The following is a 24,282-nucleotide window of genomic DNA, read 5'->3' on the forward strand; positions in this document are numbered from 1 at the left end:
TGCAAACAATAAAACGAGTGATATAATACTATTGATTAAGTAATAATTATTATAAATAATACATTTTTGCTGCTTTTCCCACGGGAGAGGCAACTTTCCTTGTTTTAGGAGGGAAACGAGGTTGATTATTATTCTCAATTAAAGATTATAATTGAAACTACAAAGGAGTGAATCACGATGCAATCAGAATTAATGAACTTTTCATCTCAAAAGCGACTCTTGTTCCTTCTGCCGCATATCGAGTTACTGGCAGCTTTATTAAGCGGGGCTTTAATCTTAACTGCCTGGTATGTAAGTCAACAAAATGAGACAGTATCAATTGTGCTTTACCTCCTGGCTTTTGTCATTGGCGGCTTTGCTAAAGCGAAAGAAGGAATCAAAGCTACCATCGAAGACAAAGAGTTAAATGTGGAAATGCTGATGATTTTTGCTGCTATTGGGTCAGCTATTATCGGCTATTGGACAGAAGGTGCCATTTTAATTTTTATTTTTGCAGTAAGCGGTGCCTTAGAGACATATACAATGAATAAAACACAAAAAGAAATTTCATCTTTGATGGCCCTTCAACCGGATGAAGCATGGAGACTGAACGGGAATGTTGAAGAACGAGTAGCTGTTTCTTCTCTTCGTGTTGGTGATCTGCTGGCGGTAAAACCAGGGGAAAGAATGCCAGCAGACGGTACAATTGTTAGAGGAATTACAACAATAGATGAAGCAGCATTTACTGGAGAAGCCGTACCCGTTTCTAAAAAAAGCGAGGATGATGTTTTAGCTGGTACGGTTAACTTAACCGGTGCCATTACAATAAAAATGACAAAACAGACGAACGAAACGATGTTCCAAAAAATCATTGAACTCGTTCAGAATGCCCAAGCTGAAAGATCTCCCTCTCAATTATTTATTGAAACCTTTGAAGGAAAATATGTAAAGGGTGTGCTTATCGCTGTTGCCCTTATGATGCTTTTACCACATTACTTACTTGGATGGGGCTGGCAGGAGACATTTTATCGCGCCATGGTGTTATTGGTTGTCTCTTCTCCTTGTGCGCTAGTTGCATCCATCACGCCTGCTACCCTATCTGCAATCTCCAATGGAGCTAAGAAAGGAATTTTATTTAAAGGTGGTGTACACCTCGAAAACTTGTACCATGTAAAAGCGATTGCATTTGATAAAACCGGTACGCTGACAAAGGGAAAACCGGAAGTGACAAACTGGTTTATCCACTCTGATCAATCATACTATGAAACAATTTCAACCATTGCCATGATTGAAAATCAATCAAATCATCCGCTTGCTCAGTCCGTTGTTCGTTACGCAACAGAGCAAGGAGCAACCATCACAAATATGCCGGAAAAGCTCGAGGACATTGCGGGGTTCGGTGTAATGGCCTACGTTGATGCTGTCAAATGGCGCATTGGTAAGCCTTCTTGGTTTAACAATGTACCTGAATCCATCCAAACAGATTACAAGGCCCTTGCTCAAGAAGGAAAAACAATTGTCATGATTGAACGAAATAATGAGATCATCGGCTATATTGCATTAAAAGACACATTACGCCAGGAAACAGTTGATGCAATCATTCAATTAAAAAAAGCTGGCATTGTAACGATTATGCTCACAGGTGATAGTGAAGAAACAGCAGCAGCAATAGCCAAAGAAGCAACTTTAGACGACTATGCTGCGCAATGTCTTCCAAAAGATAAAGTAGAGAAAATCAAACAATTTAAAAAACAATATCGGACAGTTGCCATGGTTGGTGATGGCATTAATGACGCTCCAGCACTAGCAACTGCTTCAATCGGAATCGCAATGGGAGAAGGAACCGATGTCGCCTTAGAAACAGCGGATATTATATTAATGAAAAATGACCTGCCCCGTATTGCGGAAGCGATCCGTTTGTCCCGTAAAATGCAGCGGGTTGTAAAACAGAATGTTGTATTCAGTCTTAGTGTAATTATTTTACTCGTCGTATCAAATTTTTTACAAGTTGTTGATTTGCCTTTAGGTGTTATTGGGCACGAGGGCAGTACGATCTTAGTGATATTAAACGGTCTGCGCTTATTAAAAGCTTAATTGAAAAAGAGCAGGCGTTACTCCTAAAGATTTAAACATTTGACGTTTATCAAGTTTTTTGCTTTGTGATTACGCTCTAGTTTTTAACTTATTTTCCTTTCAATCTCTCAGTTTTATTTAATTTACATGAAATAGAACTAAGGTGATTAAAATTCTTTGACATGGTCAGCTCATACATCTGAGGGGTTATATAGGCAGAATGACAATAAATGAAAACATTTCGAGAAAGCGGTGTATTGCACGTCATTCATTTATCTTCCGGGGATATTGAATTATAAATCCCTGATATATATATTAAAAATCTTGCAACTGTATATACACCTACAGATTATAAATGAACCTGAACACCATTACTTTGAATCAACTTAAGCTGAATGCCACTAGAGCTCCCCGAATCAGTAGGGTTGGGAATATCAGATACATCCAGCAGCTCCGTCATGTGAATGGACCTTTTTTCATTCGCTTCCATGGTGAACTTATATGGACCAGCAAGATTCATTAGCGATACCATTCTATGGTTGTTTTCAAGGAAATAAAAGGAATCCATAAATTCCACCTCAAACGTCACTTCTTCATTGCTTCGGTTATGCAAAACGAACGAGCATTCACCTTTTAGCACGTCTTCTTCAACCGTTTCAAAATAACATTCGCCCTCTTGATCATAGGAAACCGCCTTCACACCCGAAGCAAAGGTTTCCTGATAAGCAGTCATGAGCATACCCGGTAAAAAAGCGAACACAACCATCACCCCAATGACGGATCGCACACGATATTTTTCCAAACCGCTAGCGAGTAGAATTAGACAGCCAATGAATACCACAGCTCCAATCGAACCCAATATAAAAGTTCCATTGTGGTCTTGCACAGGAAAATTCATCACAGTAGTAGATGGCTGCAGTTTTCTTTCGTTTGGAATGATGAAATAGATAACGACGGAAAGACAAAACAGGATAGCTGAACTGATTAGGAAGAACCTGTTTTTTATCATTGGATTCCTGCTTTCTGGGGCCTTTATCTCTTTCACAAAATTGTTGTTGGTGAATTCTAAAAAAATCATATAATAATATAGTCATCATTCTTTAATTGCATAATAATCTTCTGTAAGTATCTTTCTCTATCATTAGGAATTCTAGGGTACGGATGATAATACAAATGAGGATCTTTTGCTTTTATACCATAAACTTTTATATTACTTTCTTGAATATAAGAAAGCCATTGCTCTTTTAACTTTTTTAGTGAGTCACTTTTCTCAGTACTCCAAGCAAGTAACACCCACGGATGCTGTTCATCTCGAAACTTATTGATGACTTCTACATTACTAATTAAGGCTTCTTGTATCCAATTCTCTAATTTCACTGCGGCTTTTGAAGATGTATTTTGTAAAGAAAAAAGGTTATATATGTGGAAGCGACCATCTAAGGGGTTTTGATTGGATTGAGATAAAATCTCCACTATGCGTATCATTGTTTTATCAAGGGTTATTTCCCCGGAAACCTCCGTGACCCCTATTTTTATAGTTTCATCTATTAACTTTGCTTTTCCCGGATTTAACATAATTATAGACCCAATTGAGTCACTAGAATTACTAAATTGAAGGTATGCTGACTTTCTACATATTTTACCATTACTTGTATGGTAGGTCCCAAAAGCTTTTACACTACTCACTGTTTAGCCCCCCTGACTGTTTTAGTTTTTCTATAACTAAAATTACAATGGTAAAAACTTAAAAGCATAAAATTCCTGTGTCTAGGATTTAAGGGAATTTGCCTCGATCTGCAATCTTCTGAATAAATTAAGAACCTCATCTAAAGTCAGTTCCATGCTAAGTACACGATTGATTTTCTCAAGCGTAATTGGAAATATTCAACAGTTAGTGAATGGAATTGCAATAGATTTTAAATAATAACTTAAAAGACATTATACAGTATAATATAATCATAATTACATATTATTGGATTATTTTTTAAAAGAGGTGACCCACATGATCATATACGAAGCAAGCAAAACTGAATTCATCTCCGACGTTACAAACGAGCTTCTCGTTGAGCGCTTATATGAGTCATATCAGCAAAAAATTGGCCGCACTTCTAAAAGTGAAATTAATTCCTGGGAAAACTCTCTTTATAGAATGGCCAATGTGATGCAGGACCAGGAGATTCCGGATGATTCTGCTGTAGCCATTGAGTTTAAAATTCCGAATACATCAAAGCGGGTAGATTTTCTAGTTGCCGGCCATGATGGGAAGCAGGATCATGTAGTGGTAGTAGAACTGAAGCAGTGGTCTGAAGCCGAGAAAGTGACAGGCAAAGATGCATTGATTTCTACATATCTTGGAGGCGGGAAGCGCACAGTGACTCATCCTTCTTACCAAGCGTGGTCTTATGCGGCGCTGATTGAAGACTTTAATCAGAATGTGCAGGATCAGCATATTTTACTGAACCCGTGTGCTTATCTGCATAATTACCGGAAAACTGAAAATGATCCATTAACCGATCCTCATTATGCTGACCATATAGCGAAAGCTCCTGTTTTTATGAAAGGCGAGATTCAGAAACTGCGTGATTTCATTAAGAAATTTGTTCGTTTTGGAGACCGAAACAAGCTCATATACCAAATTGAACACGGTAAAATCCGTCCTTCAAAATCACTTCAAGACTCACTTTCCAGTCTGCTGAAAGGTAATCAGGAATTTGTGCTGATAGATGAGCAGAAGGTATTTTATGAAGAGGCGCTCAGTCTTGCCTTAGACAGTATTAAAACGGGTCGGAAACGAGTCATGGTAATTGAAGGTGGACCGGGAACTGGAAAATCTGTAATGGCTGTCAATCTGCTTGTAAATCTCATTAACGAAGAGTTGACTGCACTTTACGTATCCAAAAACTCTGCGCCACGTAATGTTTATGCTTCAAAACTAAAAGGAACATTGAAGAAAACACAGATTGATAATCTCTTTAAGGGCTCTGGAAGCTTTACGGAATCTGAAAAAGATGAATTTGATGTATTGATTATTGATGAAGCTCACCGGCTGAACGAAAAATCCGGTCTGTTTGCGAACCTTGGAGAGAATCAGGTAAAAGAAGCCATCCGTGCCTCTAAATTCACGATTTTCTTTATTGACGAAAATCAAAAAGTGACGCTAAAGGATATAGGTAGTATAGATTTAATTAAGTCATATACGGAAGAAATGAACGCAGAACTGATTGAAGGAAAATTGACATCCCAGTTTCGATGCGACGGGTCAGATGCCTATATTGCCTGGCTCGATGATGTTCTGCAGATCCGAGAAACCGCTAATGCAAATGAACGCAGCGTTGACTATGACTTTAGAGTATATGAGGATCCAAATCATATGCTGACGGATATAGAAGAGTTAAACAAGAAAAATAACAAATCACGCATGCTCGCAGGCTACTGCTGGGAATGGCCAAAAAACGGCCGTAACAATACACTGCATAAAGACATAGAAATCCCTGAACACAATTTCAAAATCAGCTGGAATCTCTCAGATAGCATTTGGGCCATAGAACAAGATTCAGTAGCAGAAGCAGGCTGCATCCACACTTCCCAAGGACTTGAATTTGATTATGTTGGAGTGATCATTGGACCGGATATTAGGTTTGAAGATGGTGAAGTCATCACTGATTTTACGAAGCGTGCAAAGACCGATCAGTCCTTAAAAGGAGTTAAAACTATTGCAAAAAAAGACCCAGAAAAGGCACAGGCGATTGCGGACCAGATCATTCGCAATACATATCGGACTCTAATGACGCGTGGACAAAAAGGCTGTTTTATTTTTTGTACCGATCCTGAGTTAAATACTTATTTTAGGGAGAGATTAAATAAGGCGGTAGATTATGAGGATTTGTCGCCAAGTAGAATGGATATCGTTGCGGATCCTAAACCATAAATATAGAAAATTAAAACGGCCCTCACAAAATGAGGACCGTTTTTTCATTAATTCATACAATCTCAGTCAATTCCCGATACAATAAAAGCGGGACTGGCTGCTCTAATTTCATTCTAAATGCTACTGGCAGATCCCCCGTTGCTCGTTCGACGTTTACTTTTCCCATGTAGATGAATGGCTGAGTCTGTCTTTCCATTTCTCGGTACTTACGAACAAATAAGTGGAGCCGATATCCTCTTGTTTTGTGATGGATCATGTTTTGACCCCGAGTGGAGGACTGTCGCATATTGTTTGGACTTTCCCATAAGAATGTATATTGATCCTCAAAGGCATCCTGATAGTTTAAACGTTCATCAATGTCTGCGTCTTTATTCAAATCAACGAATAGAAAATAATCTTTTCCATTTGCCAATAATCCAGAACCACGAAATGAGGAATGGCTCTTTTCAAAGTTAGATAGTAACGCAGCATCACGCATTTGGTATTGAGTTCCGACATGCAGGAATGGCAGTTGGTCTGATGTGGCACCAAACCCTTTTTCAAATCGATGCAGTCCGTACTCCAAGACGTCCTTCATCCAGTCAGTGTGGGTTTCAGATGAAACAAACCTTTCCATAACTGCAGTACGTACCAGCTTTCCTTCCTGCCACTCAACAAGCGCTGGTTGGCGTTTCTTTTCACTATCATCTGAATATTTCTGTGTGAGCGTATTCATCGCATGGACAACTGAATCCTCGCGTACCCCCTCAATCCAGTGTTCGACCGCTCGAATAGCTTCCTCTACTTCAATCTCTCTTTTATTTAAAAACATAACAAGGATGGCAGCTTCATGAGGACGCTTTAGAGGAAGCATGGCTGACAACACTTTATAAGCTTTTACCCATATTTCATCAGCAATCAACTCTGCTAGAAATGAATCCTTTTCAACTTTATATAAAAATTGCAGATACGTACCCGCTTTGTTGATAAACGTTATAGGATCGGGTGCTCCGTCATATGTGTGATAATCCATTAGCCGATATGGCGGTTTGCCGTGACGGACTTTTTTAAATTCCATATATGCTTCTTTTAAATGAGCCATGCTGAAAAATGACTCCTGTTCCAATTGATTCAAGATCTGCTCTTTTGAAATTTCGTCCATTTGAATATGAACTGGTCCCGGGATATGCGCAAAACCTGTCGCGACCGCTACCTTCAAACTTTCTTTGTCATAATAACGCTGACCATTGAGCGCTAGTGCCACAAGGTAAGCACGGCTATAGTTCCCAATAAAATCAAGGACAGTTAAAAATTCTTTTTCAGGGTGCTTACGCAATCCACGCCCAAGCTGTTGAATAAAAACAATAGGAGATTCTGTAGGACGGAGCATCAGGACAAGGTTCACACTTGGAATATCCACCCCTTCATTGAAAATATCCACACTAAACAGACACTCAAGCGGATCATTAGGATCTTCCAGGCGGGCAATGGCATACTCGCGCGCCTCGGGCTTATCGTCTCCTGATAATGCCAAGCTCGGCACCCCACGCGCTGTAAACTCATTTGCCATATAACGAGCATGTTCTACTGTCACACAGAATCCAAGTGCTTTTCGTTTCCTACCTTGGTAGCCGTAAAACCCCATATAATGCATGATATGCTCCACCCTGGAATGGATCTGCAAGCGCCTCGCGATCTCCTGTTGGTCTCTAGAAGTCAGATCACTTAAATCAATGCCATCCACATCTGTGATACCAAAGTAATGAAATGGCACAACTAGATTATCTTCAAGCGCCTCATGCAGCCTCACCTCAATTGCCACATTATGATCAAACAACTCAAAAACAGAAAGCTGGTCGCTTCGTTCTGGTGTTGCCGTCATTCCAAGAGTAAAGGCTGGTGTAAAATGCCTCATGACCTCCTGATACTGATTTGCTGCTGCGTGGTGTGCCTCATCATAAACAATATAGTCAAACGTATCAGGCTTGAACTGCTTAAACACGTTTGCCATAGATTTAATATTGGCAAATATGTAGTCTGCACCTATCTCTTTTCTCGTACCTGTCAGCATTCCGAATGTAACAGGTTTGTTTTGTAACAAAAACTCGAACGTTTCCTTCGCTTTTATCAAAATATCTTCTCTATGTACTAAAAACAGCATGCGTTTCGGCTTTACTCGTTGCACATCAAACGCTGCCATAAATGTTTTTCCCGTACCTGTCGCCGCTATAACAAGACTTTTTGTCTCACCTAGTCTTCTCAACCGCTCTAGGTTAACCATTGCCCGTTGCTGCATTCGATTTGGGGTAATGTACGCCCCGCTTTGCCTTAATAGATGTACAGAAGATGCCGCCCGTTTCACCGCTTGGTACTGTTTTTCATAATCAGAGATAAACGATTCTGTCAGCGGCGTGCTATCCTCCCAAAGTAGACCGTACTCTTTTAATACCCTGTCTGTAAATGGCATGTCCTTCTTTGACACAAGCTCAACATTCCACTCGACATTTGATTTCAACGCTGAATGTGTCACATTTGAAGAACCAATAATAATCTTATACTCATCAGCATATTCAAATATGTATGTCTTGGTATGGAACCCTCTATGTTCATCCGTCACAAAAACTTTTACATCTAGATCGCTAAACTCATGCAAACGCCTTAATGCCACAGGATCTGTGAAATTTAAATAAGTCGATGTCATGATCTGTCCCTGCTTACCATTTTCTATCGCCTTCTGAAGCGCATCCAGCAGCAGCTGAACTCCGCTAAAATTCACAAAAGCCACCCCAAAATAAAATTTTTCACACGTCTCCAGTGAATTCGTCAACTCTTTCAAAAGCGTTTCCGTTCCACTATTCACAAGCAATCGTTCAGACAAATTTACCCCTCCTATTTACCTATTAATTATCATACATTATTTTGGAAAATAATGCTGCATGATAGAAGAGGCGAAAGAGAGATTGGTAACATAATTAAAATAAATTGTGCGGAAATTACCCCTAAAATAATAAACTTTTAAAGAACCAACAGCTTTCAAAAAAGTATATATGTGGATTTTTTAAGATGATATACTAAGAATAACAAATACTCTGTGTATTTAATTTTTCAATAAATTAACATTTACATACATACAATTAAAGTGCTCTTAATAAAAACCACCTAAATAGTCTACTTAAAAATGAGAGGTAGAGGTGAAAGGATGAAAATCTCCATTCTTGAATCTAAAGTTAAAGCACCTGCGACATATCCTCATTATTTGAGGCGGGCAGCTGTTAGTGCTAAGTTGAAACAGCTTTTTCGTTCACCGTTAACGATCATTCACAGCGGAGCCGGGTACGGGAAAACATCCCTGCTGTCCCATGTCCTTCAGGATGAAAAGAGACGTTATAGCTGGTATACCGCTCAGGAGGAAGATGATGATATTCAGCCATTTTTGCTTTATTTGATGGCTAGTGTTGAACGGGTTTTCCCGGGTGTCGACAATCAATTTAAAGAAAAACGTACGCTTCCTCATTATCCTAAACCTTCAGAACTGCAGGTTTTGGTGACATTGTTCATTGAGACTTTATCATCAATTGATGAGGAGTTTACGATTGTAATTGATGATTACCATACGATTGACCATGTTTTTAGTATCAACTTTTTTATGGAAAAAGTGATTACACTGCTGCCCGAGACGATCCACATTGTCCTGTGCAGCCGTCAAAAGCCAAGATGGTCCAACCTGTTAAAACTTCGAAGTTCCGGCCAGCTGGTAGAAATCACTTCTGATGACCTGCAGTTTCAAGCGGATGAAATCCGTTATTTTTATGAGGATACCTACGAGCTTCAGCTGACAGACGAGACTATTCATGAAATTAATGAAGTAACAGAAGGCTGGGCGATTGCTGTACAGCTTATTGGCAGTTATCTGGCAAGCTTCAGGGAACCGTCCTTTTCATTACCTGATCTGCCAACCGACGAACTTTTTCAATTTCTCGCACAAGAGGTTGTCGGTAAGCGATCCTTTGAAGAACAGCAGATGCTTTATCATCTCAGTCTGATGGAGTCATTTGATCTTCAGGCAATCAACCATTTTTATGGAGAAAAAGGTAAGCGCTTACTTACAGAACTTCTTCACTCTCACATGTTCGTCCACCAGATAGGCGCTTCTCATTATCGCTTTCATGCCCTTTTTCATCAATTTCTGCAGGATACATTCCGCATGAGGTTTCCAGAGGAGTGGCTGTCTCACCATCAGGAGCTGGCCGCCTATTATACCAGTCAGCAAAACATTGTACAGGCCATGAAACACTTCCGTCTGATTAATGATCCTCCGCAACTGGCTGAACGTGTAAAAGAGTTCGGTCCACAACTCATTGCAAGCGGCCAGTTTGACTACCTTGAGGAACTGTTGAATCTGATACCGGCTGAGCTGAAAACCATTCATTATCTTCTTTACCACCTTGAAGGTGAAGTGCATCGATACAAAGCGTATTACGCAAAAGCCAAATCCTCTTATCTTGATTGCACCAAACATTCGCAAAATGAAACGGACATTCATACAGAAGCGAAATGCATGATTGGCATCGCCTCTATTTACATTGATACGATTCAGCCGCTCTATGCGGAACCTTATCTTGATCGTGCCCTCACGCTTGCCCATTCTATTACAGACTTTGATCCGGACATGCTCAAGCAGTGGAAATGTCTGCGTATTGAGAACTTAGTCAATCTTGGCCAGGCAGTTGAAGCGGAAAAGCTGATGGGGCAATTCGGTATGCAAATTGAGGACTTACCCACTCATAATATTGATGTAAGACTGCATCTTAGAAGAGGTCGGCTGACAGATGCCCGGGAGATTGTTCTGCGCAAGAAGCAGCAGCCTGCTGCCCTGCCTGAGATGTTTCGTGAAGTGACACTTCTTGGTTCCTTCATTAGTTCAATGATTGGCGAAGCTGATGAGGCGCTGACATTAGCGGAACGGGGTGTCGGTCACGGACGGGATGAAAAATCCATCTATATCGAAGCGGTGGGCTATGTTAGAAAAGGCCATGCGCATCTGATAGCACCTCTTCGTGAGCTCGATGAAGCGCATAGCTGTTATCGAAAAGCCATTGACCTGCTGACGATGTATGATCTACACCGTGCAAAAGCAGAACCGCTCATGGGCCTTGCAGGTGTTTTAGCTATGCAGGGATTAACTGATCAGTCCACAGAAGCTTATGACGCAGCCATCCGGGAAACTGAAAAGGTACAGGACAGCTGGCTGTCAGCTTATCTGCTGGTTGGAAGAGCTCAGCTGAAGGTTCAACAAAATCGTTTGGAAGATGCATCGCAGGACTTTAGCCACGCCTTGGACAGCTTTCTTCAATGCGGTGACCAGTTTGGGGAATTTGTTACACGTTATCATTTAGCAGCTTTACAGTGGGCGAAAAAATTGCCGTTTCGTAAAGAAGAACTGTCCAAACTTACACACCTGCTTCTGACACACCCATTTGAGTTTTTGTTCAAACACAACTCTTTGTTCGGACTTGCTGATCCGGCCAGTGCGCTTCCTTTTTGGTATGATGCCACGATCCAGCTTCCTGAAGAGAAGCGGCATTTCATCCTGAAAAAACTTGGTCTCACAAAGGATATCCGCCCCCCTTCTTATACGCTCCACGTCAAAATGTTCGGGGCTTTTCAGGTTTCAAGAGGCGTGATGGCTGTCCCGGAAAAAGAATGGCAGCGGGAAAAAGCGAAAGAGCTATTTGCTTTATTTGTGCTGAATGGAACCCGCTATCTTCATAAGCAGGAAATTTATGATGAATTGTGGCCGGGTGTAGACCTTGACCAAGCAGAACGGGACTTTAAAGTAACCTATAATGCGTTATTAAAAGCAATTGAACCCCAGCGCCAGGTGCGTAAGGAATCTTACTTCATTGAACGCAAAGGGGTGCTTTACAGAATCCGTCCGGAAGCAGTTATACAACCTGATACAGCGCATTGGCAGCTTGAAATTCAAAAATCCCTTGAGCTTAGGAGTCCAAAAGCGCAGTTACGCCATTTGAAAAAGGCAATTCGTTTATATCATGGAGAACTTTACGGCGACCGTACACCCGATAGCAAAGCGATCCGTCGGGAACAGGAGCTATTCCGTACCAGTTACTTAGAAGCGATGGAGCGCATTGCCCAGCTCTATACCCGACTTCAGGATTACAATAAAGTGATCTACTGGGCAGATAAAATTCTGGTTGAAGATGCGACTTGGGAAGAAGCTTACCGTTTATTAATGTTCGCGTATTATCAAAAAAGAAACCGCAAACGCGCACTTGATATGTACGCATCCTGTGAACGCATTCTTCGTGAAGAACTTGGGGTGGGACCCATGGAAACAACTATAAATATGTACGACCTGATCCGGCTCTAGCTTTCATGTTAGAGCCGGATTTTAAGTTGTAACTCATTTGTAACTACTGGGGAATAGACTTAGGAGGAATAAAGAAAGCGCTTTCAAATTTACTTATGAGAGGGGTAAAGAAATGATCAAAAAATGGGGGTCTGTTCTGCTGCTGTCTTCTGCTTTAGTGCTGAGTGCCTGTGGGAATGAATCAGAAGAAACAACAGGCACTGCAGGTACAGATATTAAAGATGAGCCAATTAAAGTTGGGGTCCTTGCTTCCCTGACTGGTGCACTTGAATCATATGGGAAACAAACACAGCGCGGTTTTGAATTGGGTCTGGACTATGCAACGGACGGCACCATGGAAGTAGCCGGCAGAAAAATCGAAGTCGTGTTTGAAGACACTGAAACTAAGCCGGAAGTCGCTGTACAGAAAGCAACAAAGCTTTTGGAGGAAGATGGCGTGGATTTCTTGGTCGGTTCATCGAGTTCAGGAGATACATTGGCGGTTTTACCACTTGCTGAAGAATATGAAAAAATCATGATCGTTGAACCTGCCGTTGCAGACAGTATCACCGGCTCTGAATTCAATAAATATCTGTTCCGCACATCGCGTAATTCATCACAGGATGCTGAAGCCGGCGCAGCTGCAATTGCCGGCGAAGGTGTAAAAATCGCTACATTTGCCCCTGATTATTCCTTTGGATGGGACGGTGTAGCAGCATTTAAGACTGCGGCAGAGGACTTAGGCGCTGACATTGTGCTCGAGGAATTTGCTGATCCGGCTGCAACAGATTTTACTTCAAATTTACAAAAGGTCATTGAAGCGGATCCGGACTATCTGTTTGTCGTTTGGGCAGGTGCAAACTCACCATGGAATCAAATTGCTGATATGAAGCTGCAGGATAAAGGCATCAAAATTTCGACAGGTGCACCGGATATTCCGGCACTTAGCATCATGGAGCCGTTGGTTGGAATGGAAGGATTCAGTGTCTATTACCACACCCTTCCTGACAATGAGGTTAACGACTGGTTAGTGGAAGAACATAAAGCACGATACGATGACGAAGTGCCGGATCTCTTTACGCCTGGTGGTATGACTGCGGCCATCTCGATTGTTGAAGCACTGAAAAAATCAGAAGGCTCTGCAGATGCTGAAGAATTAATCGGAATTATGGAAGGCATGTCATTTGAGACACCTAAAGGCACCATGACGTTCCGTCCGGAAGACCATCAGGCACTGCAATCCATGTATTCAATCAAGCTAGAAGAACAGGAAGGCGTCCCTTATCCAGTGCCGGTTCTGATCGAGGAATTGTCTCCTGAAGACACAGAACCGCCGATCCTTAACAACCAATAAGCCATAAGGACAGACGCTTAATCACGTCTGTCCGTGTGCCTGAAGAATGGGGTTCCGTTCTTCAGGCACACGGGCAGAAAAGGAGGACACTAGATGACGTTCATGCAAACAAAGGATCTGACGATTCAGTTCGGCGGACATACAGCAGTTGATCATGTTTCATTTACATTGCCTGAAAAGCAGTTCAAATCCGTTATTGGTCCGAACGGGGCTGGAAAAACGACCTTTTTCAATCTGCTCAGCGGCGAACTGAAGCCGACAAAAGGGGAAATTTTTTATAAAGGGGAATCTCTGCGGGGAGTCAGCGCTGTGGACCGGACTCGCCTGGGAATTGGCCGTTCATATCAAATTACGAATGTCTTTCCAAACCTCACAGTATTTGAAAATGTGCGGCTGGCCGTACAATCAAAGTCGAAAATCCGTTACCCATTCTGGAAAAGTGCTCATTCTTATCATGAGCTGGCTGAAGAAACACATGAGCTGCTGAAACAGGTGCTGCTTGATAATAAGGCCCAGTTGTTTGCTTCCCAACTTTCGCACGGAGAAAAAAGAAAGCTTGAAATTGCCATGCTGCTGGCTCTTGATACGGAAGTCCTGCTGCTGGATGAACCGACAGCTGGTATGTCTCTTGAGGAAGTACCTGCCATTCTCAATGTCATCCATTCCATTAAAGAGCAGGGTACTAAAACCATCCTGTTGATTGAACACAAAATGGATATGATTCTTGATCTCTCTGACTCTATTATGGTGCTGTTCAACGGCAAGTTACTGGCAGATGGCACGCCTGGGGAGATTATGGAGAACGAGACTGTACAACAGGCTTATCTGGGAGGTTATTAAAATGGCAAACCTGTTAGAGATGCGCAATGTCCACACCTATATAGGTGAATACCACATCCTCCAGGGCGTAGACTTTACCGCTTCCGCCGGGCAGGTCAGTGTACTGCTTGGACGGAATGGTGCCGGCAAAACAACTACGCTCAAAACCATCATGGGCCTGCACCCGGCCAAAAGCGGAACCATCCTGTTTGAAGGCAAGCCGATCGAAAAGTTATCAACGCACAAAATTGCACGAAGCGGCCTCGGCTATGTTCCGGAAGACCAGGGGATCTTCTCCACGCTGACGGTTGAAGAAAACATCCGTGTTGCCATGAGGGATCAGTCAGATGCTACAGCTAAAAGAATTAATTACGTTCTTGAACTATTTCCTGATCTGAAGAAATTCTGGAAAAAAAACGGGGGCAATCTGTCAGGCGGTCAGAAGCAGATGCTGTCTATGGCCAGAGCATTTATACAGGACAGCCGTCTTTTGCTCATTGATGAACCATCAAAAGGACTGGCACCGGTTGTGATTGGAAAAGTCATTGAAGCCATTCACGAGCTAAAAAAACAATCGACCATTGTTCTGGTGGAACAAAATTTCCGAATGGCGTCAAAGGTTGGAGACACGTTTACGCTGATTGATGATGGCCGCACTGTCCACACCGGGGAGATGGGCTATCTAATCGAAAATGAAGAAATGAAACGTAAATATCTTGGAATCGGCTAAAGGAGGTACGTGATGGAACTGCTCATTAATATATTTGTAAACGGACTTGCTACAGGTATGCTGATCTTCCTTTTGGCTGCCGGGCTGACGCTGATCTTTGGTTTAATGGATGTGTTGAACTTCGCACACGGAGGACTTTTTGTCTGGGGTGCATTTGCTGCGGTCTGGACCTATACTGCCACTGACAGTTTTATGCTGGCAATTCTTGGGGCTCTCCTGACAGGCGTTGTCCTCGGGTTTGTTACGGAAAAACTGATTATTGCGCCAGTATACGGCAATCATGTCCAGCAGATCTTGATTACACTTGGCTTCATGCTCGTCCTGACTGAAATGATTAAAGTTGTTTTCGGACCTAATCAGCTGGCAGCAGGCGTCCCTTCCTATTTAGCAGGAAGCTTTGAAATAGGTGATGTCATTTTAATTAAATACCGCCTGTTTATTATTGTAACTGGTTTTGTTGTTTTCGCACTGATCCAGTTTATCTTGAAACGCACAAAGATTGGCCTGATCGTGCGGGCTGGCGTCTTGAACAAGGATATGGTGCAGGCGCTTGGGATTCATATAAAAAAGGTCTTTTTATATACCTTCATTGCAGGAGCAGCACTTGCTGCATTTGGCGGAGCACTGATGGCACCTTATTCAGGTGTTGTATATGCCGAGATGGGACTTGAGTTCGGGATTCTCGCCTTTATCGTCGTTGTAATAGGCGGAATGGGGTCGCTTCCGGGATCGCTTTTTGCTGCCATACTTGTAGGTCTTGCCGGAAGCTTTATGGCCTACTATGTTCCTGATTTATCACTGGCAGTCAACATGATTCTGATGGCAATTGTATTAATTTTCAGACCGCAGGGTTTGTTTGCGGCAAGGGGGTGAAAGGATGGCAAAAGCATTATCACTTCACAATGGTGTTTACCTGATCATTGCACTGGCACTCATTATCTTTCCGTTCGTGACGGAATCCCGTACATGGACCATTCTGCTGACTCAGATTTTTATTTTCGCCATATTGGCGATGAGCTATGATTTGCTGCTGGGTTATACAGGCATTGTTTCTTTTGGCCACGCGATGTTTTTCGGGATCGGTGCTTACAGTACAGGTATTTTTCTAAAATCATTTGAACCAACGCTTCTATATTTTATTCTTTCAATCGCGTGCGGAATGGTGCTGGCAGCAATCGTAAGCTTTTTTGTCGGGATCCTGACCCTTCGGTTAAAAAGCCATTATTTCGCAATGCTGACTTTGGCTTTATCAGGTTTGTTTCTGGTAGCAGCTGAAAAATGGCGTACGCTGACTTACGGAAATGACGGGTTTACCTTTCGTGCACCGGAAATTTTTCAGGACCGCTTAGTATTTTATCTCGTTGCCCTTGGCTGCCTGCTTGCCTCTTTTGTTTTTTTGAAACGCTTTGTGTCCTCACCGATGGGACGCGTTCTAATCTCACTGAGAGAAAATGAAAGCCGTACAGCTTCTCTTGGTTTTAAAACATTGCACTATAAGGTGATAGCATCCGTGGCAGCTGGAGTCATCGCCTCACTTGCAGGCTCCCTTTATGCGATTTCACTGCGCTTTGTAAATACCAGTGTCATGACGATGGACATTACGCTCGATGCCCTGCTGATGACCATTATTGGCGGAGTCGGTACGCTGATCGGGCCTATACTTGGTGCCGGCGTCATTGAACTTGCACAGCATTACTTGTCCGGCCTTGCTAGAGAGAATCCAATTTTTGAACGCTGGATTATCTTATTCGGCATTCTCTACATCCTCGCTGTGATCTTCTTTCCACGCGGTATTGCCGGTGGTATTCAAAGCCTCTATTTGAAGCTCCGCGGGAAAAAGGTCGGTGTCCACCGCTCATTGAAAAAAAGGGTGGTGAAATCATGACAGGCATTGCAGGAGTTGGAAGCTATATCCCGAACAACTATATGACTGCTGACCAGCTGGCTGAGATCTCGGGGGTGCCAGAAGCAGTCATCCGCGAAAAAATGGGGATTACAAAAAAACCTGTAGCTGGCCCTGAAGATCATACTGCTGAAATGGGCATTCAAGCTGCTGTTCGCGCGCTTGAACAAGCCGGTATCAGTGCGAAACAGCTGGATTTGATCATCTATATCGGCGAAGAGCACAAAGAATACCCGCTCTGGACAGCAGGCATCTATATACAGAACCGGCTTGGGGCAACACGCGCATGGGCTTTTGATGCGGCACTCCGCTGTGGAACAACAATGATGGCGATGAAGCTGGCAAATGATCTGATGGCAGCAGACTGCGCTATCCGCTATGTGTTGCTTGCCGGCGGTTACCGCAATGAAGATTTCATTGACTACCAAAACCAGCGCACCCGGTTCATGTTTAATCTCGCTTCAGGCGGTGGAGCACTTGTGCTATCAAGAGAGCTTGTTGACAATGAACTGCTCGGAAATTCCATCGTAACAGATGGGTCGTTTTCAGAAGATGTTGTGGTACCTGTTGGGGGAACAAAAAGCCCGCTGACTCAGGAACATCTTAAGACCAACCGGTACAAACTTGATGTCATGGATCCCGAGGGAATGAAAGCACGCCTTGAAGCAAAGTCAATGCAGAATTTCCTGTTCGTGATTCGTGACGCACTTGAAAAAAGCGGCTATACACAAGCGGATATTGACTATCTCGGTATTCTTCATATGAAACGTTCAGCACATGATTATGTCTTACAGCAGCTCGGACTGACAGATGATCAGTCTATTTATCTATCAGATTATGGCCATATTGGTCAGTTTGATCAAATTATTTCTTTAGAACTTGCGCTTGCCCGCAATAAAATTAAGCCAGGCACCCTCGTGGTTCTGGTCAGTGCCGGCATCGGCTACGCCTGGGCAGCGCAAGTCATTAAATGGAGGGAAAAAGAATGACACTGGAGACCATTCAACTGAAAAATGGAGAAGACATCGCCTATCGCATGCGTGCCGGCAGCGAAAAAGTAATTGTACTCGTTCACGGCAACATGACTTCTTCGGCACACTGGGATCTTCTCATTGAAAAACTGCCGGCAACTTATACCGTTTACGCACCGGACCTTCGGGGATTTGGCGGTTCAAGCTACCGAAAGCCCATCACATCCATTCGCGACTTTTCGGAGGATCTTGCACAATGGGTAAAACAAATTGGGCTCACAAACTTTCATCTCGTCGGCTGGTCACTCGGCGGTGCTGTTGCTATGCAGTATACGATTGACTACCCTGAAACCGTGGAAAAGCTGATCCTGCTTGCATCTGCTTCTTCCCAAGGCTATCCTTTCCTGCAGTACATGGACCCAACTGATTTGACAAAGGTAAAACGTCTCACAACAAGAGAAGAAATTGAGCAGGATCCCCTTCGCACTAAGCATATACAGGGATTGTATGACGCGAAAGACCGTGAAGGATTGAAAGCTGTCTGGAATGCAGGGATTTATACGCATGTAAAGCCGGATAACAACCGGTATGAAGCCTATGTGGATGATATGCTGACGCAGCGCAACCTCGCAGACGTCTATCATGCACTTAATACATTTAACATTAGTACGATCCCAAATGAGGCCGCGATCGGAACCGGCGAAATTGATTCGATTCAGGTCCCAATTCTTGTTATCAGCGGAGATCGAGACCTGATCGTCACTCAGCAGATGACCGACGAACTTTTGAGTGACCTGAAAGACCGGGCGAAACATGTGCAGCTCACCCATTCAGGTCATTCACCTCTTGTAGATCAGCTGAATGAACTGGTTCGCATTATGGATGAATTTATAAAGGAGGATGCAGCATGCGGCTCCAAGACAAAGTAGCATTGATCACAGGCGGTGCAAGCGGTATAGGGAAAGCGGCCACAGAACTTTTTCTAGAACAAGGAGCCCGTGTAGTCATAGCAGATTATAATCAGGAACAGGGTGAACAGCTGATCAGTGCACTTGAACATCATCAGGCGAATGTTGTCTTTTGCCGGACAGATGTTTCAAAGGCAGATCAGGCGAAAGCGGCCGTGGCCTTCACCATTGAACAGTATGGCAGACTGGATATTTTGATCAACAACGCAGGCATTACACGTGATGCCATGTTCACCAAAATGACAGAAGAACAGTTTGATGAAGTGCTTGATATTAATGTTAAAGGGCTTTTTCATATGACTCAGGCTGCCCTCCCTTACCTGATTAAACAAGGCGCAGGCAAGATTATCAACACCTCATCTGTTAGCGGTGTCTACGGTAACGTCGGGCAGACAAACTATGCAGCTTCCAAAGCCGCAGTGATCGGAATGACTAAGTCATGGGCAAAGGAACTAGGCAGAAAAGGCATCCAGGTGAATGCTGTTGCACCAGGGTTTACCGCCACGCCAATGGTTGCCAAAATGCCTGACAACATTCTTGATCAGATGAAATCAATCGTATCGCTCAAGCGGCTGGCAGAGCCGCGGGATATTGCGAACGCTTATTTATTTCTTGCTTCAGATGAGGCTGATTATGTTCACGGCCACGTGCTGCATGTGGACGGCGGGATTATGATGTAGAAAGGATGATAGCATGAGCGCAACTTCTCATTGGCTTCAAAAGCGCATTCGCATGACACCCGATGCTCTAGCGCTCACTGATGCAGAAACGCAGGAGACCTGGACATATGAAGCCCTCGAAAATAGAATCAGCCGGTGGAAGTCTTATTTTCTCTCCCGCAAACTGAAAAAGGGAGCGCGCGTTGCATTTCTCAGCGCTAATTCGATTGAAACCTTTGCATTACTCTTTGCCTGCAGCTGCACAGGACTCATCTTCACTCCACTAAATACTCGTCTTCACCCATCGGAAATACAAACGATCTTACAGGATGCCGAGCCCGCGATCGTTTTAGTGGATGAAGAAATGAACCATCTTGTACAGAACACCCATTGGTCAGTGGTGCGGCTCAGCGATCTACTGCAGAACCTGCCGCATGAGGAAGCTTCCCAGCTCACAGCCCAACCCGAAGAAACGTCGCTTATGATCTATACTGGCGGCACAACGGGCACACCAAAAGGCGTCATGCTATCAAACCGTGCAATCGAATGGAATGCAATTAATACCATCGTATCCTGGGGACTGACAGATGAAGACAGGACACTGACCTATATGCCACTTTTTCATACAGGCGGACTCAATGCGCTCGCGATTCCGATTCTAATGGCCGGCGGACATGTCATTGTCGGCAAAAAATTTAACCCTGAAGACGTCATTCGCGAGCTGAATGAGTACCGTATTACAATTGCACTATTCGTCCCGACCATGTACCAAATGATGATCCACACTGGAAAGCTGACAGACCATCCTTTTTCAACTATGAAGACGTTCCTTTCCGGCGGAGCACCATGTCCACTCTCCATTTACGAATTTTTTGAGAAACAACAGCTCCCCTTTAAGCAGGGCTATGGATTATCCGAGGCTGGGCCAAACAATTTTATGATGCCGCTCGACCACGCCCAGCGCTATAAGTGTTCAGTAGGAAAACCCATGGTGTATGCAGAAATCGGGTTATTTGAGGAAGATGGAACAGAAATTCATACCCCTGATACAGCAGGAGAAATCTGGATTCGGGGCCCTCATCTGTTTTCAGGCTACTGGAGGCGCCAGGATGAAACAGCAGCAGCCTTTCAAGGGGGGTGGTTCAAAACCGGGGACCTTGCAGAACGTGACGCAGCCGGCAACTATCTCATCAGAGGTCGAAAGAAAGAAATGATTATATCTGGCGGAGAAAATATCTTTCCTCAGGAGATAGAATCCGTGTTAAACCAAATGCCTGGCATCCGGGAACAGGCAGTCATCGGACAACCTGACGATCAATGGGGAGAGGTGCCGGTCGCATTCGTTGCCTTATCCAATCCTCACTTACGCACAGATCAGATCTACGAACACTGCAAGGCTCACTTATCTGGTTACAAGTGCCCGGCAAGGATTCACATCGTCCCCGACCTGCCAAAAACCGCAGTCGGCAAGCTCGATAAACGCCAACTCCAGAAATGGTCAGACACCTATACGATTGCTGATTAGCTTAGGGGTTAAGAACAGGCTACATGAAGATCTGATGAGGCTGGTAACCCAGCCTTTTTTTAGATAGGGTTTTATTTTGATACTTTGTTTATTTGTGGTACGGCTCCCCCCGATTAATCCGAAACCCCCGATAAATCTGCTCCAGCAGAACAAGCTTCATCAATTGATGCGGAAACGTCATCTTGGAAAAAGAAAGCGCAAAGTCACTTCTTTTCGTAACGTCCTCACTTAAGCCCAGCGATCCTCCAATGATAAAGGCAATTTTGCTTTTGCCGTAGGTTGCGAGCTGGTCCATTTGTTTGGCGAGTTCTTCTGAGGTGAGCTGTTTTCCTTTGATCTCCAGGGTGATGACGTGCGTGTCCGGAGTGATTTTGCTGAGGATGCGTTCGCCTTCTTTTTGTTTGACGATTTGCATGTCTGCCTCGCTCAGGTTTTCGGGTGCTTTTTCGTCCGGCACTTCGATGAGGTCAATGGTGGCATATGCTCCGAGGCGTTTTGTGTATTCTGCAATGCCCTGTTTAAGGTATTTTTCCTTAAGTTTTCCTACGGTGATAATTGAAATTTTCATGTGGTTCCTCCGATTAACTTGATGATCTTATTGTATCACTTTTCCTCTTCTATCATTGAAGATAGCATTTTCTCATGGCATCTCTACAAATCCCCCTAAAAGCCACCTCTTGAGGGGGAATACGATAAGCGATGAAGGGGTTTTTATATTATAATGAATCTTAAAAAGGGGTAAATATTAATGAAAAAAGGCGAAGAAATTAGATATGTTGAAGATGATGAATATGAGCAGAAAACAAAAGAAACAAAGCTAGTTTATCTCTTACTGGATATTGAGTTTATTGAAGGCAACACAAACGGGGTAATATCATACTTTATAAACATTCGTTATCACAATTCAAGTGAGGCTAACATTGAAGTTCATCCTGAAGCATGGAAGCAGGCTTTAATATTAATTGAAGATTGGGATACGGATGATACCGAGTTATGGAACCTGTTACATAGCTGGGGTATCTATAGAGGTTAATAGTAGACACCCATAATCATTATGATCCCCAAAAACGTGTATAAACCCTTAATTACAGGCTTATACACGTTTTTCTGGCATGGTTAACAAAGTGAGTGGCCTTTTCGCCATCGATCTTATAATCAGAAAGAACAGGCTCTTGCTCTTCTACAAAAGGATAATCATGATCTCCGTGATTCTTTGTCCACACCCCTAAATCTAGAAGCTTGGTAAATCCTCGTTCACGGCCACTTCTGCTGCCAGTCGGAAAGGTGTTGTGTCTGAAGCAAGATCTTCTCCACAGCTTTCGTTTCTTCAGGATGCATTCTCTCCAGAACAATCTAATTTTTCCTACTAATTCAACTGCCACTTTCACATGATCCAGACTTTTTTCCCGTCAACACTCCGCTTCATGATTCCCCCACCGATAATAGGGAAACCATAAGATAAAGAGATTCAGGAGGGATACGGATGGAGAAGGCTGCTGTGGTTTGGTTTCGGAAGGATTTGCGTGTGCACGATCATGAGCCTCTTGTGCAGGCGGCAAAAAGCGGTCTGCCGGTGATTGGGCTTTATGTGTTTGATCCAAAAGAATATGAGGAAACACGCTATGGTTTTAAGAAAACGGATCGGCATAGGGCAAGGTTTGTCCAGGATAGTGTGGAGGATTTGCGCCGCAATTTAGAGACGATTGGAGTTCCGCTTTTGATTCGTCATGAGAATCCGGCTGACGCGTTTTCTGTGCTTTCTCAACAGGTATCGATTCAATCGGTTTATCTGCACGAGGATATCGCGAGTGAGGAATTGGCGGTTGAAGATTCGGTGCGCAAGGTGCTGCCGGATGCTGCATTTACCGTTTCACATGGACGCAATCTGATTCATCCGGACGATCTTCCGTTTGCGATTGAAGAACTTCCGCAGACTTTTTCTCAGTACCGAAAAAAGCTGGAGAAGGCAGGAACCCCGATACGAACGGCGATCCCTGCGCCTTTAAACGTAACCGGACTTACCATGCGAGGTTCGCTTCCGCTTGGCGACTGTCCGACTCTGTCAGACCTTGGGTTAGAAGAATTAACCCGTACGCCCCGCTATACAGGCGGTTCTTCTCAGGCAAAGGAACGGCTGACGGATTATTTTTTCACGAAAGACCGTCTGAAGGTGTACAAGGAGACGCGGAATGGCATGCTTGCTGAGGATGATTCCTCGAAGTTTTCTCCCTGGCTTGCGCATGGCTGCCTGTCGCCTAGAGTTGTGTATGAGCAGATCAAACGCTATGAAAAGGAACGGGTGGAAAATGGCTCGACGTACTGGCTTTATGTGGAGCTGTTATGGAGAGATTATTTTCACCTCGTTCACCGTAAATTTGGCAACCGGCTGTTTTTCGCTTCCGGCCTGCGGGACTTTTCCGTTCCCTGGGAGCAGGATGAGACACTCACGCAGGCCTGGATCCAGGGGAAAACCGGGTACCCGCTTGTGGACGCTGCGATGCGGGAGTTAAAAGAGACCGGATTTATGTCGAACCGCGCCCGGCAGAATGCTGCGAGCTTTTTTACGAAAAACCTCGGGCTGGATTGGCGGATTGGCGCTGCCTGGTTTGAATCGCAGCTTGTGGATTTTGATGTAGCAAGCAATTACGGCAACTGGCTGTATAGCGCAGGGGTTGGAAACGATCCGATTCAGTTCCGGACCTTTAATGTAGAAAAGCAGGCGGCAGATTACGACCCGGAAGGCGATTATCTGAAGCACTGGCTGCCCGAGCTTCGCCGCGTGCCGGTCCCGTGGATTCATGCTACCCGTGAGATGGGGCTGATTGAGCAGAAGGAGTACGGGGTGACGCTTGGTGAGGACTACCCCCTGCCGATCATTGACCTTCAGGAAGCCATGCGGGAAAGGAGAGAACGGATGAAGCAGGCGATGGGAAAAACATAAATGAAATAAGCACATTATATGATGCTAAAGTCCCTATTCTGTGATATGCTTTTTTTACCATATGAGAAGAAGGGCGGTGCTTT

General features: G+C 43.7%; 19 protein-coding genes. 14 read left to right on the forward strand and 5 right to left on the reverse strand.

The window, feature by feature from the left end:
* Positions 1-177 precede the first annotated feature (177 nt).
* Complete coding sequence (locus tag KR50_RS02140) at positions 178-2,073, forward strand: heavy metal translocating P-type ATPase (protein ID WP_084215455.1); 1,896 nt, start codon at positions 178-180, stop codon at positions 2,071-2,073.
* Between the two features lie 328 nt (positions 2,074-2,401).
* Here KR50_RS02140 and KR50_RS02145 read toward each other — a convergent pair whose 3' ends face one another.
* Together KR50_RS02145 and KR50_RS02150 are read right to left on the reverse strand one after the other, a co-directional pair.
* Entirely contained in the window at positions 2,402-3,061 is a 660-nt protein-coding gene (locus KR50_RS02145; protein WP_041054219.1) for a hypothetical protein, read from the reverse strand.
* Between the two features lie 65 nt (positions 3,062-3,126).
* A complete protein-coding gene (locus KR50_RS02150; protein WP_041054222.1) occupies positions 3,127-3,738 on the reverse strand; it encodes a DUF1643 domain-containing protein in 612 nt (203 codons plus the stop codon).
* 316 nt (positions 3,739-4,054) lie between these two features.
* Here KR50_RS02150 and KR50_RS02155 point away from each other — a divergent pair, with 316 nt between their 5' ends.
* Positions 4,055-5,980 (forward strand): DUF2075 domain-containing protein, encoded by a 1,926-nt coding sequence (locus tag KR50_RS02155; protein WP_041054224.1) that lies wholly within the window; start codon positions 4,055-4,057, stop codon positions 5,978-5,980.
* Positions 5,981-6,032: 52 nt separating this feature from the next.
* Here the strand turns inward: KR50_RS02155 and KR50_RS02160 are convergent, their stop codons facing one another.
* On the reverse strand, positions 6,033-8,837 hold the full coding sequence (locus tag KR50_RS02160) for a DUF3427 domain-containing protein (RefSeq protein ID WP_041054227.1): 2,805 nt from the start codon (positions 8,835-8,837) through the stop codon (positions 6,033-6,035).
* A gap of 321 nt (positions 8,838-9,158) precedes the next feature.
* Between KR50_RS02160 and KR50_RS02165 the strand changes: the two genes are divergently transcribed.
* From KR50_RS02165 to KR50_RS02210, 10 genes are all read left to right on the forward strand, one after another.
* Positions 9,159-12,350, forward strand: coding sequence for a BTAD domain-containing putative transcriptional regulator (locus KR50_RS02165; protein WP_041054230.1), 3,192 nt, complete (start codon positions 9,159-9,161; stop codon positions 12,348-12,350).
* Between the two features lie 112 nt (positions 12,351-12,462).
* Positions 12,463-13,683 carry a substrate-binding domain-containing protein gene (locus tag KR50_RS02170; RefSeq protein ID WP_041054232.1) on the forward strand — a complete coding sequence of 407 codons (1,221 nt, stop codon included), beginning with the start codon at positions 12,463-12,465 and terminating at the stop codon, positions 13,681-13,683.
* A gap of 93 nt (positions 13,684-13,776) precedes the next feature.
* The gene (locus tag KR50_RS02175) at positions 13,777-14,523 is read left to right on the forward strand and encodes an ABC transporter ATP-binding protein (RefSeq protein ID WP_041054234.1); all 747 of its coding nucleotides are present in this window, start codon (positions 13,777-13,779) and stop codon (positions 14,521-14,523) included.
* A gap of 1 nt (position 14,524) precedes the next feature.
* Positions 14,525-15,232: an ABC transporter ATP-binding protein gene (locus KR50_RS02180; protein ID WP_041054237.1), complete on the forward strand. Its 708-nt coding sequence runs from the start codon at positions 14,525-14,527 to the stop codon at positions 15,230-15,232.
* Between the two features lie 12 nt (positions 15,233-15,244).
* Positions 15,245-16,105 carry a branched-chain amino acid ABC transporter permease gene (locus tag KR50_RS02185; protein ID WP_041054240.1) on the forward strand — a complete coding sequence of 287 codons (861 nt, stop codon included), beginning with the start codon at positions 15,245-15,247 and terminating at the stop codon, positions 16,103-16,105.
* A 4-nt stretch (positions 16,106-16,109) separates the two neighbouring features.
* Positions 16,110-17,117 carry a branched-chain amino acid ABC transporter permease gene (locus KR50_RS02190; RefSeq protein WP_041054243.1) on the forward strand — a complete coding sequence of 336 codons (1,008 nt, stop codon included), beginning with the start codon at positions 16,110-16,112 and terminating at the stop codon, positions 17,115-17,117.
* Positions 17,111-18,124: a 3-oxoacyl-ACP synthase gene (locus tag KR50_RS02195; protein ID WP_408606138.1), complete on the forward strand. Its 1,014-nt coding sequence runs from the start codon at positions 17,111-17,113 to the stop codon at positions 18,122-18,124. Before KR50_RS02190 ends, KR50_RS02195 begins: the two co-directional genes overlap by 7 nt.
* Positions 18,121-19,035, forward strand: coding sequence for an intracellular short-chain-length polyhydroxyalkanoate depolymerase (gene phaZ / locus KR50_RS02200; RefSeq protein WP_041054246.1), 915 nt, complete (start codon positions 18,121-18,123; stop codon positions 19,033-19,035). Before KR50_RS02195 ends, phaZ begins: the two co-directional genes overlap by 4 nt.
* Positions 19,014-19,754 carry a 3-oxoacyl-ACP reductase FabG gene (fabG, locus tag KR50_RS02205; protein ID WP_041054248.1) on the forward strand — a complete coding sequence of 247 codons (741 nt, stop codon included), beginning with the start codon at positions 19,014-19,016 and terminating at the stop codon, positions 19,752-19,754. The genes phaZ and fabG overlap by 22 nt, the downstream gene beginning before the upstream one ends.
* A gap of 13 nt (positions 19,755-19,767) precedes the next feature.
* Positions 19,768-21,258 (forward strand): AMP-binding protein, encoded by a 1,491-nt coding sequence (locus KR50_RS02210; RefSeq protein ID WP_041054250.1) that lies wholly within the window; start codon positions 19,768-19,770, stop codon positions 21,256-21,258.
* An 88-nt stretch (positions 21,259-21,346) separates the two neighbouring features.
* Here KR50_RS02210 and rlmH read toward each other — a convergent pair whose 3' ends face one another.
* Entirely contained in the window at positions 21,347-21,826 is a 480-nt protein-coding gene (rlmH, locus tag KR50_RS02215) for a 23S rRNA (pseudouridine(1915)-N(3))-methyltransferase RlmH (protein WP_041054252.1), read from the reverse strand.
* Between the two features lie 180 nt (positions 21,827-22,006).
* Between rlmH and KR50_RS02220 the strand changes: the two genes are divergently transcribed.
* Positions 22,007-22,291, forward strand: a complete 285-nt coding sequence (locus KR50_RS02220) for a hypothetical protein (RefSeq protein WP_041054255.1) — start codon at positions 22,007-22,009, stop codon at positions 22,289-22,291.
* Positions 22,292-22,343: 52 nt separating this feature from the next.
* On the opposite strand, the gene KR50_RS02225 is transcribed toward KR50_RS02220, so the two are convergent.
* On the reverse strand, positions 22,344-22,640 hold the full coding sequence (locus tag KR50_RS02225; RefSeq protein ID WP_156969439.1) for a hypothetical protein: 297 nt from the start codon (positions 22,638-22,640) through the stop codon (positions 22,344-22,346).
* Between the two features lie 101 nt (positions 22,641-22,741).
* On the opposite strand from KR50_RS02225, the gene KR50_RS02230 reads away from it, so the two are divergent.
* Positions 22,742-24,199, forward strand: a complete 1,458-nt coding sequence (locus KR50_RS02230) for a DASH family cryptochrome (RefSeq protein WP_041054259.1) — start codon at positions 22,742-22,744, stop codon at positions 24,197-24,199.
* Positions 24,200-24,282: the final 83 nt, after the last annotated feature.

It is taken from the genome of Jeotgalibacillus campisalis, assembly GCF_000829515.1.
Classification (GTDB): domain Bacteria; phylum Bacillota; class Bacilli; order Bacillales; family Jeotgalibacillaceae; genus Jeotgalibacillus; species Jeotgalibacillus campisalis.